The sequence below is a fragment of the Methylocaldum sp. GT1TLB genome (assembly GCF_051027445.1).
Classification (GTDB): Bacteria; Pseudomonadota; Gammaproteobacteria; order Methylococcales; family Methylococcaceae; genus Methylocaldum.
On the sequence record NZ_CP194898.1, the window covers coordinates 1,248,763 to 1,271,297 of the forward strand.

At 60.3% G+C, this 22,535-nt stretch carries 20 protein-coding genes and 3 pseudogenes; 12 read left to right on the top strand and 11 right to left on the bottom strand.

The features are described from left to right. Positions 1-5: 5 nt before the first annotated feature. The 7 genes from ACR2R1_RS05415 (at position 6) to ACR2R1_RS05445 (ending at position 9,307) form a co-directional block, all read left to right on the top strand. The gene (locus tag ACR2R1_RS05415) at positions 6-1,319 is read left to right on the top strand and encodes a multicopper oxidase domain-containing protein (RefSeq protein ID WP_086132898.1); all 1,314 of its coding nucleotides are present in this window, start codon (positions 6-8) and stop codon (positions 1,317-1,319) included. A 16-nt stretch (positions 1,320-1,335) separates the two neighbouring features. Further along, a complete protein-coding gene (locus ACR2R1_RS05420; protein WP_434113002.1) occupies positions 1,336-3,219 on the top strand; it encodes an Ig-like domain-containing protein in 1,884 nt (627 codons plus the stop codon). A 24-nt stretch (positions 3,220-3,243) separates the two neighbouring features. Further along, positions 3,244-3,747, top strand: coding sequence for a hypothetical protein (locus ACR2R1_RS05425; protein WP_139840968.1), 504 nt, complete (start codon positions 3,244-3,246; stop codon positions 3,745-3,747). A 5-nt stretch (positions 3,748-3,752) separates the two neighbouring features. Beyond that, positions 3,753-5,984: an Ig-like domain-containing protein gene (locus ACR2R1_RS05430; protein WP_434113004.1), complete on the top strand. Its 2,232-nt coding sequence runs from the start codon at positions 3,753-3,755 to the stop codon at positions 5,982-5,984. 13 nt (positions 5,985-5,997) lie between these two features. Then, positions 5,998-6,609: an SCO family protein gene (locus ACR2R1_RS05435; RefSeq protein ID WP_434113006.1), complete on the top strand. Its 612-nt coding sequence runs from the start codon at positions 5,998-6,000 to the stop codon at positions 6,607-6,609. Further along, on the top strand, positions 6,609-8,309 hold the full coding sequence (locus ACR2R1_RS05440; RefSeq protein ID WP_434113008.1) for a c-type cytochrome: 1,701 nt from the start codon (positions 6,609-6,611) through the stop codon (positions 8,307-8,309). Before ACR2R1_RS05435 ends, ACR2R1_RS05440 begins: the two co-directional genes overlap by 1 nt. 122 nt (positions 8,310-8,431) lie before the next feature. Next, positions 8,432-9,307 carry a transposase gene (locus ACR2R1_RS05445; RefSeq protein WP_434113010.1) on the top strand — a complete coding sequence of 292 codons (876 nt, stop codon included), beginning with the start codon at positions 8,432-8,434 and terminating at the stop codon, positions 9,305-9,307. Positions 9,308-9,342: 35 nt separating this feature from the next. Here the strand turns inward: ACR2R1_RS05445 and ACR2R1_RS05450 are convergent, their stop codons facing one another. The 8 genes and pseudogenes from ACR2R1_RS05450 to ACR2R1_RS05485 all read right to left on the bottom strand — a co-directional run bounded on the left by ACR2R1_RS05450 (position 9,343) and on the right by ACR2R1_RS05485 (position 15,343). Continuing rightward, positions 9,343-9,669, bottom strand: coding sequence for a hypothetical protein (locus ACR2R1_RS05450; RefSeq protein WP_086132892.1), 327 nt, complete (start codon positions 9,667-9,669; stop codon positions 9,343-9,345). A gap of 32 nt (positions 9,670-9,701) precedes the next feature. Next, a complete protein-coding gene (locus tag ACR2R1_RS05455; RefSeq protein WP_434113012.1) occupies positions 9,702-11,342 on the bottom strand; it encodes a CRTAC1 family protein in 1,641 nt (546 codons plus the stop codon). Between the two features lie 67 nt (positions 11,343-11,409). Then, complete coding sequence (locus tag ACR2R1_RS05460) at positions 11,410-12,318, bottom strand: spondin domain-containing protein (protein WP_434113014.1); 909 nt, start codon at positions 12,316-12,318, stop codon at positions 11,410-11,412. A 456-nt stretch (positions 12,319-12,774) separates the two neighbouring features. Further along, positions 12,775-13,122 (bottom strand): ferric reductase-like transmembrane domain-containing protein, encoded by a 348-nt coding sequence (locus ACR2R1_RS05465; protein ID WP_077732157.1) that lies wholly within the window; start codon positions 13,120-13,122, stop codon positions 12,775-12,777. Then, positions 13,119-13,283, bottom strand: a complete 165-nt coding sequence (locus ACR2R1_RS05470; protein ID WP_205780863.1) for a hypothetical protein — start codon at positions 13,281-13,283, stop codon at positions 13,119-13,121. Before ACR2R1_RS05470 ends, ACR2R1_RS05465 begins: the two co-directional genes overlap by 4 nt. Positions 13,284-13,326: 43 nt before the next feature. After that, positions 13,327-13,449: pseudogene (locus ACR2R1_RS05475) on the bottom strand (protein-methionine-sulfoxide reductase catalytic subunit MsrP); the annotation flags it as partial. A gap of 36 nt (positions 13,450-13,485) precedes the next feature. Continuing rightward, positions 13,486-14,031: a cytochrome P460 family protein gene (locus ACR2R1_RS05480; protein WP_077732158.1), complete on the bottom strand. Its 546-nt coding sequence runs from the start codon at positions 14,029-14,031 to the stop codon at positions 13,486-13,488. Positions 14,032-14,143: 112 nt separating this feature from the next. Then, the gene (locus ACR2R1_RS05485; protein WP_240502631.1) at positions 14,144-15,343 is read right to left on the bottom strand and encodes a lactonase family protein; all 1,200 of its coding nucleotides are present in this window, start codon (positions 15,341-15,343) and stop codon (positions 14,144-14,146) included. A 417-nt stretch (positions 15,344-15,760) separates the two neighbouring features. Here ACR2R1_RS05485 and ACR2R1_RS05490 point away from each other — a divergent pair, with 417 nt between their 5' ends. From ACR2R1_RS05490 to ACR2R1_RS05510, 5 genes and pseudogenes are all read left to right on the top strand, one after another. After that, the gene (locus ACR2R1_RS05490) at positions 15,761-17,677 is read left to right on the top strand and encodes a sigma 54-interacting transcriptional regulator (protein WP_077732159.1); all 1,917 of its coding nucleotides are present in this window, start codon (positions 15,761-15,763) and stop codon (positions 17,675-17,677) included. Between the two features lie 536 nt (positions 17,678-18,213). After that, positions 18,214-18,492 (top strand): annotated as a pseudogene (locus ACR2R1_RS05495) (transposase); the annotation flags it as partial. Next, positions 18,481-18,651, top strand: a pseudogene (locus ACR2R1_RS05500) (transposase); the annotation flags it as partial. The pseudogenes ACR2R1_RS05495 and ACR2R1_RS05500, both read left to right, overlap by 12 nt. A gap of 31 nt (positions 18,652-18,682) precedes the next feature. Beyond that, complete coding sequence (locus tag ACR2R1_RS05505) at positions 18,683-18,886, top strand: hypothetical protein (protein ID WP_434113018.1); 204 nt, start codon at positions 18,683-18,685, stop codon at positions 18,884-18,886. Positions 18,887-18,976: 90 nt separating this feature from the next. Beyond that, the gene (locus tag ACR2R1_RS05510) at positions 18,977-19,372 is read left to right on the top strand and encodes a hypothetical protein (protein ID WP_077732162.1); all 396 of its coding nucleotides are present in this window, start codon (positions 18,977-18,979) and stop codon (positions 19,370-19,372) included. A gap of 105 nt (positions 19,373-19,477) precedes the next feature. Here the strand turns inward: ACR2R1_RS05510 and ACR2R1_RS05515 are convergent, their stop codons facing one another. The 3 genes from ACR2R1_RS05515 to ACR2R1_RS05525 are packed head-to-tail and all read right to left on the bottom strand — an operon-like array spanning position 19,478 to position 22,532. Then, entirely contained in the window at positions 19,478-21,031 is a 1,554-nt protein-coding gene (locus ACR2R1_RS05515; protein ID WP_434113020.1) for a conjugal transfer protein TraG N-terminal domain-containing protein, read from the bottom strand. Between the two features lie 11 nt (positions 21,032-21,042). Further along, entirely contained in the window at positions 21,043-21,936 is an 894-nt protein-coding gene (locus ACR2R1_RS05520; RefSeq protein WP_434113022.1) for a DUF3262 family protein, read from the bottom strand. Next, positions 21,933-22,532: an Ivy family c-type lysozyme inhibitor gene (locus tag ACR2R1_RS05525; RefSeq protein ID WP_086132919.1), complete on the bottom strand. Its 600-nt coding sequence runs from the start codon at positions 22,530-22,532 to the stop codon at positions 21,933-21,935. The genes ACR2R1_RS05520 and ACR2R1_RS05525 overlap by 4 nt, the downstream gene beginning before the upstream one ends. Between the last annotated feature and the right edge of the window lie 3 nt (positions 22,533-22,535).

Here is a 22,535-nt window from a genome sequence, read left to right on the forward strand (position 1 = left end):
GGACCATGAACCAGTCAGCTTGCATACTCGAACGACTCTCCGTGGCCTCCGTGGCGCTATTGCTCGGCATCTTCGGGCATCCGGCGATCGCCCAGATCGACGGCATTACCGGGCCGACCTTCGACCTCACCGCCAAGGAAGACTACATCAGCACCGCCGACGGCAATACCATCCTCGCCTGGGGCTACGCCAACGGGAACGGGACCATGCAATATCCGGGACCGACTCTGATCGTTAACCAGGGCGACGTCGTCACCGTGACGCTGCACAACGCGCTGCCGCCGCATGGCGCCGACGCGCCCCTGCCGGTGTCCATCGTGTTTCCGGGACAGGAGGGCGTCACGGCCGGCGGCGGAAAGGAGGGATTGTTGACCCGTGAGGCCGATATCGCGGACAACCCGGCCACACCGGAAAACGAAGCGGTCGTGACCTACACCTTCACCGCATCCCGCCCCGGAACCTATCTCTATCACGCCGGCACCAGGATGGACCTGGAGGTCGAGATGGGGCTGATGGGCGCGCTCATCGTTCGGCCCAATTCGAACAACCAGGCCTACGGACACCCGGACAGCGCTTTCGATCAGGAATACCTGTTCCTGCTGAGCGAGATGGATCCGACCATTCACAGGCTGGTCGAGGCCGGCCGTCGGTCCGAGATCGACACCGCGGCTTACCACCCGGTGCATTGGTTCATTAACGGACGCAATAATCCCGACACGATGCTGAAAGCGGGCAACGAAACGCCCTGGCTACCGACGCAGCCTTATAACTGCTTGCCCAGGATGCATCCCGGCGAAAAACTCTTGCTTCGCATCATCAATGGCGGCCGCGACCTCCATCCGTTCCATCATCACGGCAACAACTCATGGTTGATCGCCCGCGACGGCAGGCTGCTGGAAAGCGCGTCCGGGACGGGGCCCGATCTCGCGGTTTCGGACTACACCATTACGACGGCGCCCGGGGAAACCTACGACGCGATCTTCGAATGGACCGGAAAAGGGCTCGGCTGGGACATTTACGGGCACCAGCCGGGCGATCCCCTGCAGCCGAACGAATACGCGCCCGACCACGGCAAGCCGCTTCCGGTCGCGTTGCCGGATCCCCAACTCGCCGTGACGATTGGCGAATTCTGGAGCGGCAGCCCATATCTGGGACAGTTCGGAATATTGCCTCCCGGTGCGGGCGGCAAGAACCTCAATGCCGGCTATTTCCACATGTGGCACTCCCATACCGAGCGGGAGCTTACCAATGACGACATATTCCCGGGGGGGATGATGACCATGGTGATCATCGAGCCACCCGGCGTGCCGATTCCTTGATCGAGGGAACGAAATCATGAGCAGCAAAAAATGGAAACTGGTATCCGGTATGCGTCTCCCGCCGTTATCGGTGCTGGCGATCGCCTGGAGTTCGGCGTTCGGCGCGGAATACTGGCTGCGAGCGGACACGGTCGACGTGATGATGCCGGATGGTGCGACGATACCCATGTGGGGATTCGCGCTCGACAACGAAACATTCGATTCGGGCAACCCCGCGACCGTGCCGGGACCGACGCTGACGGTCCCGCCGGGCGATGGCACCCTCACCGTTCACTTAAAGAACGATGGATTGCCCGAGCCGGTCTCGATCATCATACCGGGGCAAATCGCGAGCATGACGCCGGTCAAGGTCAACGACGCCAACGGCAGGCCGCGCGTCCGTTCGTTCACGGACCAGACTTCGGCCGGCGAAACCAAGACCTATCGCTGGACCAATCTCAGGCCGGGGACTTATCTCTATCACAGCGGCACCCACCCACAGGTGCAGGTGCAGATGGGGCTGTACGGGGGGCTGAAAAAAGACGATGCGGGCGGACGGGCTTATCCCAACGTCGACTACGACAACGAAATCATGCTGCTCTACAGCGAAATCGACCCGGCGCTGCATGCCGCCGTTGCCGGCGGCACCTATGGCGGTCCCGCCTATCCCAGCACGATCGATTACAAGCCAAAATACTTCCTGATCAATGGCGAGCCGTACGACGCGAACAGCCCGCCGCCGTTTTCAGCCGGGGCAGCGGGAGAAAGGACTCTGATCCGATTCCTGAACGCCGGCTTGCAGACGCATGTTCCCGTACTCCAGGGACTCGACATGCAACTGGTGGCCGAGGACGGCCATCCTTACCCTTATGTCAAGACTCAGTACTCGGCGATGCTGCCCGCCGCCAAGACGCTGGACGCCATGCTTACTCCGACCCCGGGCCAGGACGGCCAATATGCGATCTACGACCGCAGGCTGAATCTGACCAACGGCATGCAGCCCGGCGGCGGCATGCTGGCTTACCTGACGGTGGGCGCGGCTGCGCCGGGCGCGCCGGTTGCCGCTAACGACGGACCCTATACGACGAATGAGGATACGCCTCTTTCGATCGCCGCCCCGGGCGTACTGGGCAACGATACCGGGCCATCGCCGCTCGCCGCCGCGCTGGTGAGCACCACCAGCAAGGGCACTTTGAGCCTCTCGGCCGACGGCTCGTTCACCTATACGCCGACCGCCGATACCTCGGGCATCGACAGCTTCAGCTATAAAGCCATCAGCGGGAGCATAAGCAGCAATGTAGCGATGGTGAGCATCAGCGTGACCCCCGTGAACGATCCGCCGCTGGCGCGGAACGACGCGTACAGCATGATTCAGGGTGGAACGCTGAATATCGCGGCCCCCGGGGTGCTGGCTAACGACAGCGATCCGGATGCGGGCGATACGCTCACGGCGGTGAATTTCGGCACGGCGTCGAACGGCACGGTCACCGGCAACACGAACGGCGGTTTTACCTACACCCCGACCGCCGCTTTCACGGGTACGGCGACGTTCGCTTATCAGGCGCGGGACAGCAGCGGGGCCGCCAACAGCACGAGCGCCCCGGCGACCGTCTCGATCACGGTCAATCCCAATCAGGCGCCGTTGGCGCGCGACGATACGGCGACCACCAGAACGAATACGACGGTGCTTATCAATGTCATCGCCAACGATACCGACCCGGACGGCAGTATCAACCCGAGCACGGTCACCATCGTGACCCAGCCCAACCGGCGCGGCACGGCAACACCCAACGCCAATGGCACGGTGACCTACACGCCGAGACTCAATTTCAGGGGTACCGACGCGTTTACCTACACGGTCAGGGACAACCTGGACACAACGTCCAACGTCGCGACGGTTCGGGTGAATGTCACGCGGTAGGAAATGATTCATGGGAGGAGTGTCATGAGAACACAGGGGCGTGTTTCTGTGCGTCGCTATCGGATCGGCTATCTCGCTTCGGGAATGCTGGTCGTCATGAGTTGTGCCGCCGTCATCGCTGCCCGATGGCCGGGCGATTCCGCGCCGGGGGTCGCCGGTCGGGGGCTCAAACCGGTTGCAGAGATTCCGACTGAGCTGGAGAAACGGTGGGGCATCCGGCTCTTGGGCATCAGACTTTCGGCGGCGGGCAATATGCTCGATTTCCGCTACCGTATCATCGATGCCGGAAAGGCCGCTCCGATGGCTGACCGGACGCTTAACCCCTACGTGGTGGATCAGAAGACCGGCAGCCGGCTTTTGGTGCCCACCGCGCCGACAGTCGGCTTTCTGCGCCAGACCAGCGCAGCTCCCCTGGAGAACCGAACCTACTTCGCCTTGTTCGCGAATCCCGGCAGACAAATCGAAGCCGGCGATAAAGTCACGGTGGTGATTGGTGACTTCAGAGCAGAAAATCTGGTCGTGGAGTGATCGCGATGCGTGTTTCAAATCTCCGCAGACCAGTCAATCGCACCGTCTCGATTCTACTGCTCGCGACCTTTGCCGGCCCGGTCACGCACGCCGGCGCCATCGATCCCCGGCTCGATGCGGTCTTGCGAACGGCAAAGCCGAATGAGTCCATCGCCGTGATCGTTACACTGTCCGACCGAGTCGAGTTAGGCGACTTCAAGGACAAGGACAAACGGCTCCGCAGAAGTAAAATCACCAAAGCGCTCAAGGCCAAGGCGAACCAAAGCCAGAAATCGCTGAAAGCCTTTTTGCAAAGCCAGGGGGCTCAGCGCGTCCGGCAGCTTTGGTTGATCAACGGGATGTCGTTTGCCGCCAAAGGGAGAGCGGTTCTAGAAGTGGCCAGGCGGCCGGAGGTCGAGCGCATGAGTCTCGACCAGACGCTGGAAGCGCCGACGGCAAGCGCCGGCACTCAGGCCGCTCCCGAATGGAACCTAAACGTCATCCATGTTCCGGAACTATGGGCGATGCAGCACACCGGACGTGGGATCGTGGTCGCCAACATGGATACCGGAGTGGATGCGAATCATCCAGACCTCGGCAGTCGCTGGCGGGGCGGCGCGAACAGTTGGTACGACCCGCACGGCGAGCACGCCACCCCCTACGATGGCCACGGACACGGCACCCAGACCATGGGCATCATGGTCGGAGGGAGCGCCGGCGGCACGGCCATAGGCGTCGCTCCAGGGGCCGAATGGATCGCGGCCAAACTGTTCGACGATGCCGGACAGGCGCAATTCAGCGATATCCACCTGAGCTTTCAGTGGCTGCTCGATCCGGACGGCAACCCGGATACGTCCGACGCGCCCGACGTCGTCGCTGCCTCGTGGGGCTTGCAAGGCACCACGGACCGGTGTGTCCTCGAATTCGCGAACGACATCCAGGTCTTCAGGGAGGCGGGTATCGGCCTCGTGTTCTCGGCCGGGAACGAAGGTCCGATCTCTTCGAGCAGCGTGAGTCCGGCCAATAATCCCGAAGCCTTTTCGAGCGGTGCGGTGGACGACACATCGGTCGTGGCGAATTTCAGCAGCCGTGGGGCTTCGGCCTGCGATGGCGGCATCTATCCTCAATTGAGCGCTCCCGGTGTCGACGTCAACACCAGCGATTTGTCGTTCGGCGGGCTGCCTATTTACGCCACCGTCTCCGGCACGTCCTACGCCGCTGCTCATGCCGCGGGCACGATGGCCTTGCTGCTCGAAGCGTTTCCGAATACGGGCATAGCGGTCCTGGAATCGACCCTGCGGCAATCCGCCCAAGACCTGGGCGAGTCCGGCGCCGACAACAGCTACGGCTACGGGCTGATTGATGCCAAGGCCGCGCATGATTACCTGCTCGATCATCCGCCCGGCGGCGGCCACGCGCCTGCAATTACCTCGACCCCGGTGACGACGGCCACCCAAGGGCAACGATACACCTATACCGTAACGGCCAGCGACCCCGATGGCGACACGTTGATTTTTTCGCTCGACAGCGCGCCGACGGGCATGAGCATCGATGGCGGGACGGGGCTTATCTCCTGGATTCCGAACGCCGATCAAGTGGGCGCCAACAACGTGACCGTGAAGGTCGCCGATTTCGGCGGGCTATCCACGACTCAGACCTTTACGATCAACGTGGCCGACGTTAATGATCCGCCCGTCGCGTCAAACGATGCCTACAGCACGGTCGAGGGCGGGACCCTCTCGACCGCCGCGCCCGGCGTGCTCGGCAACGATAGCGACCCCGACGGCGACTCGCTCAACGCTGTTCCGGCCGGCGGCGTTGCCCATGGAAGCCTGAACCTGAATGCCAATGGCAGCTTCAGTTATACGCCGGCCGTCGGCTTCACCGGCACCGACGGCTTTACCTATCGAGCCAATGACGGCACATCGTCGAGCACGCCGGCGACGGTATCCATCACCGTGGCCGCCAATAAACCCCCGGTGGCGGCGAACGACTCGGCAACCACGCGCAGAAACACCGGCAAGCTCATTGCCGTACTGGCCAACGATTCCGATCCGGACGGCAGCCTCGATCCCGCGACGGTAACGATCTCCGCGAAACCCGATAAAGGCGGGTCTGCCGTCGCCAATGGCGATGGCACGATCACCTACAGGCCGAGGCTGCGCTTCACGGGCACGGAGGTTTTCAGGTACACGGTCAACGACAACCGGGGCGCCGAATCCAATGCGGCTACCGTTACGGTGAACGTCACCCGGTGAGGAGGCAAAGGACATGAACGGAACAGATTGTCGCCGCCTCGTTTCGGTTTGCCTCCTTCTCACGGCGGGGACGGCGTTTGCTCCCTGCGATGCGGGCTCTTACGATAGGGCTGCTTCCATTTCCTTTCAGACCGGCTTATCGTACGTGATTCCGGAAATCACGCTGGTCGATCAGGGCGGCCGGCGCGTTTCCTTATCTTCCCAGCTCGATATCGATAGGCCGGTCGTCCTCGATTTCGTCTTCACCAGCTGCACGACGGTCTGCCCGATATCCACGGCGCGCCTGTCCAAGCTTCAGGCGCAGCTGACCCGCCAGCGAGCAAAATTCCGCCTGATTTCGATCTCCATCGATCCGGAGCACGATACGCCGGAAGCGCTTAGGCAGTATGCCCAAGAGTTCGGCGCGGGTCCGGATTGGCGTTTTCTTACCGGCGATGCGGCCAGCGTTCTCGCCGTTCAGAAGGCTTTCGACGCCTACCGGGGCGGCAAAACCTATCACCCTGCGTTGACGTTCATGCGCTTTCCCCACGACCCGCGATGGCTCCGTTTCGAAGGGTTGGTGAGCGCCGACACCCTGCTCCATCACTTCTTGACCCTCGCTCCGGACAACGTCGCGGCCAAGTGATGTTCACGCTACGGCAACGCCGCCTGATCGACGCCATGAAAGGAAGCTTGCTGACGCTTCTTGCGGTCCATTCATGTGTCGCATCTGCGGCTGCCACACCAACGCAGACCATTGGGATAAACTTGGGGATGGTCGAATGGGGCAAGCGAATCTATCGCGAAGGAGTTCTTCCTTCCGGGCGTCCCCTGCGTGCCTTGGTTCAGGACGATGTGACGCTGACGGGGAGCCGCGCCGCGTGCGTCAGTTGCCATGGACGCAGCGGGTTCGGCTCCGGCGAGGGACAAGCCGTCGCGCGGCCGATCACCGGACCTTCGCTTTATAACCCTGCGTACCCCCCTCACCCGAAGATGCATGGCTCCGGGTCTCAAAGCGCACTGAGCCGCCCCGCGTACACGGACGAAACGCTCGCCACAGCCCTCCGAACCGGCATCGACATGACGGGACGCCGACTCAACCCGCCCATGCCGCGTTATACGTTGACCCGGACCGAGTCCGACGCTCTGATCGCTTATTTGAAAACGCTGTCGGCGGCCCCATCTCCCGGAGTCAACGATCAAACGATTCATTTTGCGACGGTAGCGACCCAGGATGCGGAGCCGACGAAACAAAAGGCAATGCTAGATGTCTTGGAGGCTTTCTTTCGGAACAAGAATGCCGAAACACGACGCGAGACCCTGCGGGCCGAGCGTGCCCCATGGGATATGGAGCGTGAATACAAGGCCTACCGAAAGTGGCGGCTACACCTGTGGACGTTGACGGGGCGTCCGGAAACCTGGCGCGCTCAACTCGTGGCCTATTACCGCACACAGCCGGTCTTTGCGCTGCTCAGCGGGATCGGGGCGGGGGCTTGGCAGCCGGTCCATGATTTTTGCGAGCGGCACGAAGTTCCCTGCCTGTTCCCGAACGTGGACTTTCCCGTCTTCTCCGAAAACGGCTATTACGCTTTCTACTTTTCTCGCGGCGTGACCCTCGAGGCGGACGTACTGGCCAGGCATCTCAGCGAAGCATCCGAGAGATCCCTGCCCGGTCCTATCGTCCAGATTTTCCGCAACGACAAAACCGGCAGAATCCCCGCCGACGCCTTTCGGAGGGCGATGAAAGCTAACGGAAACGCTAGGGTCCGGGATGTCGGTCTCGACCCAGCCGCCAAACCGACCGCGGATTTTTGGCGCACTTTTCTGAAACGCGAGCAGCCTGCTCTGCTCGTCCTCTGGCTCCGAGATTCGGATTTGAGCGGCCTGGAGAGCCTGGCCGCGTCTGTACTGGCCCCCGACCGGATCTATCTTTCTTCAACCCTGTCGAACAAAGCGTCCTCCTTCCTTGCGGCCGATTCGAGAACCAAAATTCGCTTCGTTTATCCGTTCGAATTACCGGAGGCGCTTGATCGGCGGTTGTTGCGACTCACGGCGTGGCTGAAGCGTAGGAAGCTCGAGCTCATCGACGAACGCGTTCAGGCGAACACTTATTTTGCCGTGACCAAGGCGGGAGCCGCGTTGATGCATATGGTCGATCATTTTTCACGTGACTATTTCGTGGAAAAGATCGAACATGAAGTGGATACGACCATAGCCACGTCGGTTTACCCGCATTTGAGCCTCGGCACCGGCCGGCGCTTCGCATCGAACGGCGCTTATCTGGTCGAGCCTGATGTGGAAAGGAACGAGACACTGGTACCCGTCAGCCGCTGGATCGTTCCTTGATCCGAGGTTCTGTAGTCGAACGCAGGCTCACTTAAACGCGAATTAAGAGCTAACGGAGAGAAGATGCCAGCCCATTGGTGTCTCTTGAGGAGGGTTCTGCAACACCCCTTGGAGACACGACCATGGACTGGCAAACTCAACTTATTACGGTGTATCTGACGGTGTGTGATCTCTATCGCCGCGAGCTCTGGATCCATATCCAACGCTTCGCACCGTATGCCGATCTGCGCTTTACGGATGAAGAGGTCATCACCCTCTATCTGTTTGGCATCCTGCAGAAGCAGCGCGAAATCAAAACTCTCTACACTCATGCCGACCGCTATTGGCGCGACTGGTTTCCGCATCTGCCCAGCTACGGCGGCTTCGTCCAGCGCCTGAATCGGCTCGCCGACGTGTTTCCCGCGCTGTTGGAACGCTGGAGTCCAGCTGGCGCGCCCGCCACCCCGATCGGGGTCGCCGATTCCTTCAAGGTGGTGCTGGCCCAGCAGGCCCGGCGGTATACCGCCAAGGTTGCCAAGGACCTGGCGGCGAGTGGCTATTGTCCGACCAAGAAGCTCTACTACCACGGGGTGAAAATCCACGTGATCGGCGATGAGCGGCCGGGCACCTTACCCCGGCCCCGCTATATCGCTCTGACGGCGGCGAACCTGGACGACGGCCCGGTGCTCGAACAGATTGCCCCGAGCCTGGGCTATCGAAATCTGTTTGCCGATAAGGCTTACGAATACCTGTCGCGCCAGACCTCGCTCCCGTTCACGGTCTTCACGCCGGTGCGAAAGACGCCGGGACAGGCGCATCTCGATGCCGCCGACCGGTTGTATTCCACGGCCGTGTCGCGGGTTCGCCAACCCATTGAAGCGCTGTTTAACTGGATTCAGGCGAAAACCGGTATCGAGGCGGCCAGCAAAGTCCGCTCCTCGCGGGGACTCCTCGTTCACGTCTTCGGCCGCCTCGCGGCTGCCACGTTCCTGTTGAACCAGTGGCCGGACAGCCCTTAATTCGCATTTAAGCGAGTGTCATTGTCCGACCTTTCTCACGTGACCCCGTCACTGCGATGGATAATCCGCAATCGTCGGCTGATCCGGTCCAAAATCAGAAAAGCCCCCGCGAGGATCAAGACATGGATGAATCCGGAGATATTGGACCTTGAAACGAGGAGCCCGGATTGGATAAGCAGCACGCTCAGGAAGGCCGATGCAAAAATCGATAATGCGCCGGTCAAGGGATCGAACGGGCGGCGGCGCAGCAGCCAGAGCGGAGCGAGAAACGCAAATCCAGTCAGGCCGACCAAGCTGGCGCGCACCAGATTGACTTCAGGGTACAGAATGCGAAAACGCCGATCCAGCAGGAACAGCAGCAACGTCAGGCTACCGATCGAGAGTCGATTTCGTTTCAGTGCGGATGCCCCTTGGCCGATTTGGCAGCGGAGTGGGTTTCGGAGTCCAAGGTAGCGCCTGTGACGGGACCGTCAATCCGGAACGGCCGGTTCACGGGCGGATGATCGAAGACCGTCTGGCTCCCGTCTGCCCATGCGATCACAAGCCGCTCGGCATGCGTGCCTCGACCCAGGCCAAAAACAAGAGCTGAGGTCTGATCGGTGCCCAGCCCCGAAGCAGAAGCGACCTCGCGGGTGTATTTGGCCCCCGAGCCTTCCAACGACGCGCGGGCGCCAAGCGAGCGAACGGTATCCGGCAGGATCACCGTGACCCGGTTGTCGTCGCTGCGGTTCAAGTAGGCCCGGCTCGGGCTGTCATTGTTGAGCCAGAACAGGTCCGGACGGCCATCACCGTCGAAATCGGCGATGACGGGCGAGTTGCTGAACGCAGGGTTCTCGGCTACCGGCGCAGGGTAGAAATCCGGCGTCGTGCCGACACCGAGGAGCACTTTCCCGGGAAACTTGAACAGGTGGTGGACCGGCCACTTGACGTAGTTTTGGGATACGAGGAGGTCCAGCGTCCCGTCGAAATTGACGTCCTCGAATACCGGTCCCCAGGCAAAACCAAGTCCTCCGAGTCCCGCCGCCTTCGTGACATTGCTGAAGCGGAACCCGCCCTCGTTGCGCAGCAACAACCAGCCGCCAGCGTAAGGCTGGTCATCATGGCGGTCGCCTTTGGCAGCAAAAGCAGGGAACGAATCGCCGACGTTGGAGAACACGAGATCCTGGTCGCCGTCGCCGTCCATGTCGCCCGCCGCGACGCCCATCCAGAAGCCATAACCCGACGCGAGCGGCACGGCCTCGAAGCGGCCATCGCGGAGGTTGCGCAGGATTTCGACCTGGCCGGTGTTTTGCGCGAGGACCAAGTCTTGATAACCGTCGCCATCCAGATCGACGAAAATCGAGGTGAAGGTGTTCTGCTTCGAGGCGGTGACTGGTGTCGTGATGTCCGTGAATCGGAGATTGCCGTCGTTGCGCAGCAGGCGGTTCGTCTTGGCGTGCTCGGGCACGTTGAACGTGGCCGAGACGAAGTGAGGGCGGTCGACGAAATCACTGATGTAGAGGTCACCGTCACCGTCATGATCGATATCGGACACGGCGATCGCCAGCGGGACTGAATTGATGGGTAATGCGACCGGCAGGGGTTGCGGCTGGAATTTTTGGTTCTGGTTTACATAGAGTGTGACACCATCATCGCGTGCCACGATCAAGTCCACGTCTCCATCGCCGTCGAGATCAATTGCGCAGGACCCGTAGGTCGCAGGTTTCGGGTCCGGAGACGAAATTCCCGTGCCGGCGATGCGGTCCACCAGCCGCCCATCTTGCAGCGCAAGCAGCGCGTCCGGTTGGCCGGCGCCGCCGCCCACGAAAATCTCCTCGCGGCCGTCGCCGTCCAAATCCAGCACGGCGGCTCCCGTGAGGTGGTGGGATGTCTCGCGGTTCCAGCGATGCGAGAAGTCGACAGCGATCTCCTCGTAGCGAGGCAGCGCCACGCCCTTGGGCAGGGCGCGCAGCGGTTCGCTGGGGTAGATCCACACGCAGCCCGGAAAGGCCAGGCCGGCAAGCACACAGGCCGCGATTCTGAGTGAATTTTTCACGGTAGTATCCTCCAGGTAGCCCGCCGCAGTGAACGTGGCGGGCAGGTGTGGAAAATTGTTAACCGCGCTACTGACGGACAAAGGTGACCTGGCCGACCGGATTACGCTTGCCGTCCTTTTTCAAGAAATACGCTGCGTCGCTCGGCTGGACAGTTCCGCGTGGCTCGGCGTCGCTATCGAAAGCCCGATAGCTGGTGCCCGAGTCCGTGCCCGTGTCCCAGGCGTAAAGCGTGACGGACTTTTTGCCGACCCATTGGCCGTTCTCCATCAGCATGACGTCGGCGGCAAAGCCGCACCAGTCCGGGCTGGGCGCGATCATCGCGCCGATCGACACCATTGGATGACTTGGGTTGATCTCAAAATTCGCAACGGCCTTGCCCGGGACGTCCCGTATCGGATCCGGCGTTTCGATCAATACCCCGGCGGCACCGGCCGCAATGGCCGAGCGGATTTCGTCATCAAGCGGCTGGTGCTTTCCTTCCTCGCACAGATGCTCAACGCCCGGCGATGCTGTGCCGCCGGCCTTGAACGGCGAGTAATCGGCGTTGTGAGTTACGCCGATGACCGGAGAAAAGTGCGCGAGCAACGGGAAATCCTTTGGATGCGTCTTGGAACTCCAAGTCCGCTCGAAAGCGACCTGGTAGCGCGCGGGCGCGGGTTCCGCATGGGCAGCGCTACAGGATAGAACTGCCGCCGCGAGGGCCGTGCCGCTGATCCAGCGCTGGCCGCGAATGGCGGAAATCCGCGAGGACACAGGGGTTCCGATGTGCTGGCGGGGGGCCAGATGACGGGATTGGGCCGGAACTGAATTAGGGAAGCGCATGGTCGATTTCATGGTGTGTCTCCTAGTGCAGTGATGTGTTGTGGTTGCTGCGATCGCTTCCGGAACCAAACTCCGGCGGATCGTGAAACTGTTAAAACAATCAACGTGCCAGTATTGGATAAGGGTAAAAACAACCAATAAAATCCATGACATATGCACTACACGGAGATACGGCCATAATTCTCGGCCATCGTCCCCACTGCCATTTGCAGGGAAACCTCAACTATTCGTGGACCTGATCGGGCATATCCAGCGTAGCCTTGGTGATGGGTACCAACCCGCGTGATTGGCCACTCTGGTCGTCCACTTCACGGCTACAACCCTGTGGTCTTTTGTGCAGACACGCCTCCAGGACTGAGATCCAAGGGTTAAGGAGAACGTGATGTTCGCGGAGGTGAAAAAGACGAAAGTCGCGTGCAATCCAGGCATGAGATTTCACCACTCGTGTGGTACCCAAGGACGCTGTGGGTAGGCAATTATCCCGCCGGCAGCTTCTACCCATCCCTTGTCCGGCCATCACGCGGACGCGCCTTTGGATCAGCAGCCCGCAAGACACTGGCCTTTGGCAGACGGACCGCCGGCAAAACCAGCGGAATCCAAAAAAATAGATCACCGGTGTTTGCGTATCGGCCTCGACCAGCCACAAATAGTCGATCGCGTCCAGAAGCGCCGCGGGATAGATCGGCTTGTGCAAGGGCTTCCAATCGTGCTTGAGGCGGCGTTGCCAGCCATTATCGAGGTGATCGCGAGCGGCAGCAGCATCAGCCACGCGGCGAAGCCGAGCGTGATGGGGGCGCGCTTGATCAAGTCATCTCCGAGTTGCCGAAGCGAGAACTCAAGATCGAAGACGAGGTAGATGGGAAAATCCAGGCACAGGTAGGCGTACGCCCACAGGCCCAGCGCGCGGTGTACGCGAATCGGCTCGGTCAACCCCGTGAGCCTGCGCAGCGGCGTCATCCCAGCGTCACGAGCAGCAGCCGCAGGGTCCAGTCGCCCGTGTAGTGCTCGAGGAATTCGGCGGAAATGGGCCCGCGCCTACTGGCGATCGTCCACTGGATGGCGAATGCGAGCGTCCATGCGGCGAGCCGCCAAAGCCAGAGCTTGAACGTCGCAGACATCAGAAGTCGATCCCGAGGTCCATGCCGGTGTAAGGGACGCCACTTCAGAGCAAGCGTTGAACATCAGCGTCTCGCGCTTGAAGAGCTCGAAGAGGCGCCACTCGCGCCTCCGGCTCCAGCGCGGATGATCCACTCCGGGATTCACGTTGGCATAGAAGCCGTACTTCCGGCAGTGTGTATGACCCGATTTCCACGAATCAGCTCAAGGCTTCAGGGTGGGATAACCTTCGACGAACACCCAGTCCGTCGCCCTGGCAGGAATATGACAGCTCTGACAGGTCTCGGTGAAGCTCTTTGACGTATTTAGCGCCGGGTTGCTCGCTTCGTACATCGCCCAGCCCCAGCCCTCTGCCCAATGCGGGTGGTTCTTAAAACGACGCTTGTCGTCCTTGATCATGACAAACCAGACTGCGTTTTCCCCGGCCCATTGCGCCGGACCGGTGGTCTTGAACCCGGTTTGCAGTGTGCGGATTTCCTTGACCAACACGGCTCCATCCGGGAAGCGACCGTGCTGGCGATAGTAGGCGGCGGCTTCTGGTTGCGTGTAGACATCATGAAAACCCTTGCCTGGCGCCTTCTCGTCGGCGACCACCCAGGATCCAAGGTGGGTCCAGGTCGTGCGGTAATTTTCCGGCAGACGGGTTTCGCCTTTGTCGTCGACCCAGCGACTGTAAGTCTCTCCGGACATGTCTGCCATTGCCGGAACGGCGACCATCAGGGCAAGCGGGATCGTAAACAGGTGTTTCATGGCGTGACTCTCTAGTGAGCGGCTTGCATTCGTTCGAATCTGTTGTCATCAACTGTCGGCAAGCACTGGGTTGAAAGCCCCAGCGCTTGCTTGCTGACCAAAAGCAACCACTTCAGCGAACGACTAGTCCGGTGACGCCGGCGGGCAGGGAGTCGAGGCTTTCCAGTTTCTCGAGCGCACCGCCCCTGCGGATGCGGTAAATGCCAATGCTGTGATCGCCGCCGCTGAGGGTGTACAACACCGTGCCATCCGTAGAAACAGCGAGGTCGGTCGGCCGGTTTTCTTCGGCCGCTCTCGTTTGCAGCAGCGACAAGCGCCCCGCAGAGTCGAAGGCGAACGCGGAAATGGCATTGGCAGGCGTGTCCGCAGTGAATGCGACACGCCCATTGGGTGTAATGGCCAGCCAGCAAGCGGCGGTTTGACCGACCGCAACTTCTCCATCGATCACTTGCACCCTTCCATCCTCCAGCAATTGATAAGAGGAGACCGTTGCCCCGCCGACAGCACCACCCTGGGCCTCGGAGACAAAGAATTGCTCGCGCTTGCCGAAGGCGAAACCGAACGGCGTGGTTCCGGCTGAATCGATAACATGGCGGTTCGCCGGTGTGCCGTCTTCGCTCAGGGAGAATGTGGTGATTTTGTTGGTCACTTTTTCCGTGACAACCAAGGCGTCGCCCTCCTGGCCGAAACTGATTTGAGCCGGCGCTGTGCCCTCCCCGCTGAGATTCCAATGGGACCCGGGCAAGGGATGCAGCTTCCCGGCGCGGGGATCGAACCGGAAACCGTAGATGGAATCGTCCCCGGCGTTGACCACATATACCCGATTGCGGTTAACGGTTATGCTGATTGGGGTCGATCCTTCCTCGGCAACGCGGTCGACGAGCACTAGACCGTCGCGTTTCACCCGGAACACCGAAACGTCGTTGCTGCCCGCGTTTACAGCAAACAAATAGTGCTCGTTGTGACTCAGTGCGAGCGCACCCTGATTGCCTAGGCCGGAACCGGTTCCCGTTCCGCCCGTGGTAAAACGACCTGCCGGTTCCATGTGGCCGTTGCCGTAGCGCCGAAAGGCGAGCACTTCATTCTGGATAGCGTCGTTAGACAGGGTATACACTGTTTCCTGGGCATCGTTCCGTTCATGGTCGGGGCGCTCGTCCGAATCGGCCAAGCCGATGGCCGGGATGAACGATGTGAAACAGAGCATGATGAGCGTAAGCTGTGGCATCAATAACGCAGTGGCCAGGTCGGATGATAAGAAGGGTTTCACCGCCCTCCCCAGCCCACAGGCCCGAATAGATCTTGTGAATGACATGTCGCTACCCTCCTCTTGCAATGGGTTGAATCGAGCGCTTTCCCGTCATCGGGATGATGAACGGATATCGCCCTTTTTCCTTCACAAGAATCGTGCCGACCTCTGTTAACCCGTGTAAGCCGCAGAAATCAAAGCTCTGGATAAGAAGGGCTACCGGTCAGGACCGCCGCAGATCTCCAGAGAAAGCCGCAACATCTGGTGGGGGTCGCAAGATATGGTGGCTACCGCGGTCTTCATTCGCCAATCGACATGCGATCCGCATGCTCCGGATGCCGTCGGGCGATGATTGGGCCTTCGGCATCGACTGGCCCTTGAAGCCGGGTACTACGCGAGGTAGATTGGGTCGCTCGGCTTAGGTGCTGCGCATCGAGCTGGGGTCGTACCTCCCTTGGGAAATGACAGGGGCCTTACTTCCGGATGCCGAAGAATTCCACGCCTACGACACTCTCCCCCTCAGAACCGCCAGGACCGACCGATGCGTTGGAACTGGCGGCGTTGCGCGCCATCGTGGAAGGGACCGCTCATGCCACGGGGGAGGCGTTCTTCCGCGCGCTGGTGCGGAACCTCTGCCTCGCCACCGGAGTCACCAATGCCTTCGTCGCGGAATTCGCCGATTCCGAGACTCGGGTCCGCTCGTTGGCATTCTGGAAGAACGGCCGATGGATCGAAACCCAAGAATGGGAGCTGGCAGGCACGCCTTGCGAGGACGTGCTTCGCGGTGGGCTATGCCATTACCCCGCAGGGGTCTCGCAACGGTTTCCGAAGGAGGAGGGAGTCGAGAGCTACCTCGGTGTGCCGCTCCGGGACGCTGACGGCGGCATTCTTGGCCATCTGGCGATCTTCGATCACCGGCCCATGCTGCCGGAACCACGGCTGTTATTCACGTTCCAGATCTTCGCGGCCAGAGCCGCGGCGGAGCTGGACCGCATAAGGCTGCTGAAGCAGCTTCGCCAGAGCGAGGAACGTTTCCGCGATCTGTTCGATGAAGCGCCGATCGCCTATGTCCACGAAGATTTGCAGTCCAGATTCATCCGGGCGAACCGAACCGCCATGCGCATACTCGGCATCACGCCCGAGCAAGTACCCGGCACCCTGGGTATGTCGTTCGTGCCTAATACCCCGGAAGCCCAGCGCCGGGTGAAAGAGGCCTTCGCGTCGATCGGCCGGGGAACGGATACCAGCGGCGTGGTGCTCGAACTCCGCCGTCGGGACAACAATCAGCCAATCTGGATTCAGTGGTGGTCGCGGCCGGACCCCAGTGGACAGTTTACCCGTACCATGTTCCTGGACATCACTGATCGCGTATTGATGGAGCGGGAACAGGCCCAGCTGAAGGCGCAGAACCTGTATCTGCAGGAGGAAATCAAATCGGACCACAACTTCGAGGAGATCGTCGGGAGAAGCGCGGCGATTCAGTCGGTGTTGTCCAACGTCCGCCGCGTGGCGCCTACGGACGCGTCGGTGCTGATCCAGGGCGAATCGGGTACGGGGAAGGAACTGATCGCCCGCGCGATTCATTCCGCCAGCCATCGGCGCGACAAGCCCTTAGTCAAAGTCAATTGCGCGGCCTTGCCGACGGGCCTCGTGGAGAGCGAGTTGTTCGGCCACGAAAAGGGCGCCTTCACCGGCGCCATCGCCAGGCGCATCGGGCGATTCGAACTCGCCGACGGCGGCACCATTTTTCTGGATGAAATCGGCGAAATCCCGCTGGAAGTCCAGGTCAAATTGCTGCGAGTCCTTCAGGAGCAGGAGTTCGACCGGGTAGGCGGGAAAGCGCCGATCAAGGTCGATGTCAGGGTGATCGCCGCAACCAACCGCGATCTGCTGAAGGCGGTCGCCGACAAGACATTCCGCGACGATCTGTATTATCGACTGAATGTGTTTCCCGTATTCACGCCGCCCCTTCGAGAGCGAACAGAGGACATTCCACTGCTGCTGCGTTTCTTGATCGAGAAGTTTGCACCCCGGATAGGTAAGAAAATCGAGGGTATCAGTAGCAAGTCCCTGCAAAGACTGCAGTCTTATCGCTGGCCGGGCAATATTCGCGAACTGGAGAATGTGATCGAGCGCGCCATTATTCTGGCGGATGGGCCACTCCTAGAAATCGACGCGGAAATGCTGCCGGGATCTACCGACCCTGCCCCTGACGCAGGGTTTGCCGTGACCAGCGGCGCCACTCTGGAAGCGGTCGAACGGCAACATATTCTGGCAGTGCTTGAAAAGGTTGGGTGGGTAATCGAGGGCCCCAATGGCGCCGCCCACATTCTTGACCTACATCCCAGCACCCTTCGGTACCGCATGAAAAAGCTCGGTTTGACCCAGGAGCGCCGTTAACTATCGCGGGCTCCTCGAATAGTTGAGGACGATTTACCAAGCCCATTGCGCTGCACGAATCGCGGCTTTGCGGTTGCATCGCCGGTGCCACGGCCATCTAACCAAAGTGTTCCTAGCCGGACGGCGTCTTGGCGAAGAAATGGCACGACATTCGCTATTCTCCTCGTGATCACTCACAAAATGCAGCGTTCATGCTTCGAATCACCGCCCAAGCAGACTCCAGGACCCGTGTTCGCCTGATCGTGGAAGGTAGGCTAATCGGGCCGTGGAACCCAGCGCTGGAAGCAGCGGTGAGTGAATCTCGCGCGGCATATGAGCATGTGCACCTTGACCTTTCCGGACTCCAGTTCGCCGATGAGCAAGGACTTAGCCTGCTTCGCAGATTCGTTAGCGAAAATGTGGTGTTGGAACGAGTATCCCCTTTCATCCAGGAGCTCCTGACCACTCGCCTCGAATAATCACCGGCTGAAAGCCGGTGGCTTAGGGTTAGAGCGTGTTATGAACTTTTTGCTGGAGAAGTGGTTATTACGAGCATGATGACTCGTAAACCTTATCCTAGCGATGTGTCGGACGACGAATGGATGTTCGTCGTGCCTTATTTAATCTTGATGAAGGCGGACGCGCCCCAACGCCAGCACGATCTGCGTGAGATCTTCAATGGTCTGCGCTGGTTGGTGCGGGCCGGTGCGCCCTGGCGGCTGTTACCGCATGACCTGCCGCCCTGGGAAGCCGTCTATCAGCAGACCCAGCGTTGGCTTGCGGCGGGCTGTTTCGAAGCGGTCGTCCACGATCTCCGAGAACTTCTGCGCCAGGCCCAGGCCGGATCGAAAGCGTTGAAGCGTGTAGAAGGCCGGCTAGCGGTGCCGGAGTTGTGCCGGGAGTTGGGGGTCAGTTCGGCGACGTTCTACAAGTGGCGCGCGAAATATGGAGATATGGACACATCCTTGATAACTCGGATGGAGGAATTGGAAGCCTAGAATGCCTGCCTGAAGGAGATCTACGCCGATGACCGTTGAAGATACCCCAACCCATTACCCGGTAATGATTCCGCCCGAGAGAGCAATCGATCCGGCAGCAGCCAACCTCACAGATGACACGGAGCCCGCGCTTGAATGCGGCGGACGAAATTCCAAGCACGCCATTGATCTGATTGGCCGGCCGATTATCGGCCAACATCTTGATGAATTGAGCGAGATCGACGGCTTGTAGGTGTCTCTCACGCTGGAACTTACGCCATCGGCACTGCCGTGCGATTTTTATGTCTATACGTCCGCTGATCCCCGGCATGAAGGAATGCCGATGAACACCATCCTACTCACCATTGGCCTTTTTTGGATCACTGTGGCTGCCTACGGCCTGACGCGGCAGCGTCCGGCCGAATTCTGGCGGACGGTAACGACCGATGTGGTCATCACGCGAGAGCTGTGGGGCCGCTGGACCATTCCCGTTCGGGCAATGCGCCTCACGTTTGCTCCAACGGTGTTTGTCCGCGCGGTGGCCGTCGCGTGTGGCTGGATGCTGCTGCAACTGGTTTTTGGCTCACTGGACGATGCTGAAGAAGATGTTTCTTTTGACAAACGGGATGAGTCTGAATATAGCATGGGCGGGATTTATAACTACGCTACAGGCAAGTGCGACAACGGCTGCCAACCTGGTGGTATTTACGATTGGGACCTGCGGCAAGGAAAAAGTTGAATAACTCGGTCGTGGCTGGCCGAATTTCTGCCAAAAAATGGGCCTGAAATCACGCTGATTCCAGTCCCGGTTTACTTTGAACTTAGAAGTACTTGGGGTGAACGATCACTTCTTGTTAGGGGGTTTTAGCTCGCGAAACCGGTTCTTCACAAGGCTGAGCGCGTTTCCAAAGCCGCTGCCGGTGGCGGCCGCACTAGAGTTTGTTCCCTCTAGGAAGGAATTGAGTCCAACGCCCGCGTGATATCCAGCCCAACCCAACATGCCTACCCATAAGACCGGCACGATCGTGAACATCGTGCCGGTAACGAGATCGATCACCACTTCGCTCACGGTGTAGTCCATCTTATCGGCAGCAAAGTCGAACCAGCCGGTGGGGTTGAGTGCTTGTTGGAGCGTATTATCGAGCCAGACGGCCGCCGCCCACAGGAATGTCAGGAACCGCACGGCAAAGAGAGTAATCGTCAAAGTCAGGAGCGTGCCGACGGAAAACTCGCCGAATAACAGGACGAACGGCATCAGCGCAAAGATCAGCATCAGAAGAACCGCCTGGCCGACAGGCGCCGCTTCGCGAATGGCGTACATCTTCGACTGAAAGAAGACCGATTCCCACCACCCTCCAACGGTCGCGCCTGCTCTAGCCAATCGTCCGCCGGCGGCATCCCCAAGACCCGCTGTCACCGGCATGCTCAACCTGCCGTCCTCGATGGTCCACATTGACCGAAGGGCAGCGTCTTCGGTCTTTCTGGCGTCCCAGCCGAACGCATTCATGAGTTGGGTCACCCACCCCTGGGTTTGCGCCCACGCCTCCACTTCGATCTCTTGGATCAACCGGTCTCTGATCCCGTAAGTCTGTGCCTCCCACCAGTCCCTGCACTCGGGCCGGCCCCACTGCGGCGCCGGATAATGCTCGGTGTCGTACTCCGTATCCCGTTGCGGATCGAAGGGAAAGCCCGGTATTTCCTCGCTCGCCCTTGTCGCAAGGTTAATGTTGTTCACTCCGTAGTAGCTACTTGTGTCCAAGAAGAATTGCGAACCCGGCCAGTCGATGTCCGACGGGTCGTACCCGCTCGGCAGCGGCTGCTTGCTATCGAAGAGCCTCATCCGGGCGGGATACCAGCAATCGTGCGTGAAAAGTTGAAGCTCCCGCCGAAGTTGCGGGTCTTTGATCCGGCTGTTTTCAAGCTTGTATTGATACAGCCGGAAGTCGTTCTGGCAGGGAATCACGGCGACCGCGGCGTTAACCACTCCGCCCGCGGCCGCCATGACGCCATACCACCACACCGGCACGTGACCGGTAATCCCGGAGATGCCACGATTGGTAAACACGCTGTCGTAGGTCGTGTTGGAGGCGCCGCCCTTCGGCGCATCGTTTGAGCACGGCCGAGTATAGACGAGCCCCGAGGGTTGAAGCGGAATGAAGGGCGAACCCGCGAGCATGACCACCGTGAACATCGTCGCGATCGAGACTTCGGCGGCACGGATGTTCCGTTCCGCGCCCTCGGCCCCGGCGGCTTCGTAGCTTTCGATCCAAGCCCTGACCGCCATTGCAATGAAAGGGATATAAAGCAGCCCGATATTGAGCAGCGAACTCCAAAGCGTCTCGTAGAAATGCCAGCCAAGTGCAGCGAGATACAATTCAAGATACGACCCAACGCTCATAAGCCCTCCTCCTATACTGCAAGGAAGACAACCAGCATCAGGGATACCAATGCCGCCGCGCGGACGATGCTGTTTTGCATCTGCATGACGGTGATGACGCCGTTCCGCCAGTTCGAGTATTGGGCAAGCGCGATCCAGGCGAGCCAGAGCAGCAAGATGACGGATAGCGTTTCGAGGATTACCTGTCGCATTTGTGACATCGCAATCCCGGCGCCGCGGTAGAAGGCTTCGTTGCTCGACGGCGGCGTGTAACCCGCGAGCGGATTACCGGCATGTCCGCTTCCTGAACCAACCCCGCCTCCCCCGCCGGCACCGCCGTTGCCAGAGCCGACTGAACCGCCGGACCCGGTCCCCACGATGCCGGTGATCGAGGCTACGTCATAGCCGCCGAGCATCGTCATGTAGCTCATCGCCTTGGTCCCATTGCCGTCGGCGCAGCCCGTTCCGGACGAGAGGCACTTCGCAAGGCCATGGGCGCCGATGAGATGGGCGCCGACGAGAAGACCCGAAGGAGTTACCGGGGCACCGTTCGCCGTCTGGGAGATCATCTGGTCGAGGCCTTCAGCCTCGATATAGCTCCAAAGCTTGTGATGATAAGCCTGGACCGCGTTGTTCTGCGCCGTGGAACCGTTCAGGTAGTCGTTTTTGCTGTAGATACCGTCCTTGCCCGTCCATTGGCCGCTCCAGTCGTTTGTGGTGGTGCCGTCGGGCCGGTAATAGCCGGCTTCGATGAGAGCGGCTTCGCTCATCTGATACAGGCCGAGGTGTCCCGATTCATTTGTTTTCGTCGGATCTCCACTCGATTCGCGTTGCGCGAGGGACGCGAGGAAAGCTTGATACATATCGGCGATCGCCCACGCTGACACCGCGGCTAGCACGACGAATAGCCATGCCCGCGCATTCATTGCGATTTCCTTTTGGCATCCTCTGCCTTGGCGCAGGTGATGGCCGCCTCGGCAACCGAAATGGATGTCCCGAGTCGACGGCCTCTTCCCTTCTCGTTGAGTTCAATGACATACGTCTTCGAACCAAGATCGAAGGCCGCGTACAACGCGTATTCGTTGCACTCGTGGGACTTACAAAGGTCCCATACGAGTACGCGCTGTCCATTTCGCTCATATCGGCGGACGTAGTAAGCCGGACCGCTCATGTCCTGAACCCACTTTTCTTCGGCGCGGGTCACGGCGAAGTGCCGCTCGCGGATTTCCGGAACGGTCGCGACCAGATGCCACGGATGGCCGCTGTAAGCCGGATCGCCCGCGATCCGAAGGGTTCCGCCATCGGAGCAGGATTCCACGCGTTCCAACTCTCGATCGCTCGGTTGAAGGTTAACCCGCTCGTCCGCATAAACCCCTCCAGCCGTCAGCAGCCCCAGCACCGCCAATATCACCAGCGGCCGTCGCCGGCCCGCACTCGCCATGGCCTCGATCAGCGGATTCCCGCATTGTTCGCAGTAGCGTTCCGTGTTCGGATTCGATGCGCCGCATTTGGGGCAAACCATAGT

Coding starts and splice junctions, on each gene's coding strand:
- ACR2R1_RS05415 (WP_086132898.1), top strand. CDS start 6: ATGAACCAGTCAGCTTGCATACTCGAACGACTCTCCGTGGCCTCCGTG.
- ACR2R1_RS05420 (WP_434113002.1), top strand. CDS start 1,336: ATGAGCAGCAAAAAATGGAAACTGGTATCCGGTATGCGTCTCCCGCCG.
- ACR2R1_RS05425 (WP_139840968.1), top strand. CDS start 3,244: ATGAGAACACAGGGGCGTGTTTCTGTGCGTCGCTATCGGATCGGCTAT.
- ACR2R1_RS05430 (WP_434113004.1), top strand. CDS start 3,753: ATGCGTGTTTCAAATCTCCGCAGACCAGTCAATCGCACCGTCTCGATT.
- ACR2R1_RS05435 (WP_434113006.1), top strand. CDS start 5,998: ATGAACGGAACAGATTGTCGCCGCCTCGTTTCGGTTTGCCTCCTTCTC.
- ACR2R1_RS05440 (WP_434113008.1), top strand. CDS start 6,609: ATGTTCACGCTACGGCAACGCCGCCTGATCGACGCCATGAAAGGAAGC.
- ACR2R1_RS05445 (WP_434113010.1), top strand. CDS start 8,432: ATGGACTGGCAAACTCAACTTATTACGGTGTATCTGACGGTGTGTGAT.
- ACR2R1_RS05460 (WP_434113014.1), bottom strand. CDS start 12,318: ATGTCATGGATTTTATTGGTTGTTTTTACCCTTATCCAATACTGGCAC.
- ACR2R1_RS05465 (WP_077732157.1), bottom strand. CDS start 13,122: ATGACGCCGCTGCGCAGGCTCACGGGGTTGACCGAGCCGATTCGCGTA.
- ACR2R1_RS05470 (WP_205780863.1), bottom strand. CDS start 13,283: ATGTCTGCGACGTTCAAGCTCTGGCTTTGGCGGCTCGCCGCATGGACG.
- ACR2R1_RS05480 (WP_077732158.1), bottom strand. CDS start 14,031: ATGAAACACCTGTTTACGATCCCGCTTGCCCTGATGGTCGCCGTTCCG.
- ACR2R1_RS05485 (WP_240502631.1), bottom strand. CDS start 15,343: ATGTCATTCACAAGATCTATTCGGGCCTGTGGGCTGGGGAGGGCGGTG.
- ACR2R1_RS05490 (WP_077732159.1), top strand. CDS start 15,761: ATGCCGAAGAATTCCACGCCTACGACACTCTCCCCCTCAGAACCGCCA.
- ACR2R1_RS05505 (WP_434113018.1), top strand. CDS start 18,683: ATGACCGTTGAAGATACCCCAACCCATTACCCGGTAATGATTCCGCCC.
- ACR2R1_RS05510 (WP_077732162.1), top strand. CDS start 18,977: ATGAACACCATCCTACTCACCATTGGCCTTTTTTGGATCACTGTGGCT.
- ACR2R1_RS05515 (WP_434113020.1), bottom strand. CDS start 21,031: ATGAGCGTTGGGTCGTATCTTGAATTGTATCTCGCTGCACTTGGCTGG.
- ACR2R1_RS05520 (WP_434113022.1), bottom strand. CDS start 21,936: ATGAATGCGCGGGCATGGCTATTCGTCGTGCTAGCCGCGGTGTCAGCG.
- ACR2R1_RS05525 (WP_086132919.1), bottom strand. CDS start 22,532: ATGGTTTGCCCCAAATGCGGCGCATCGAATCCGAACACGGAACGCTAC.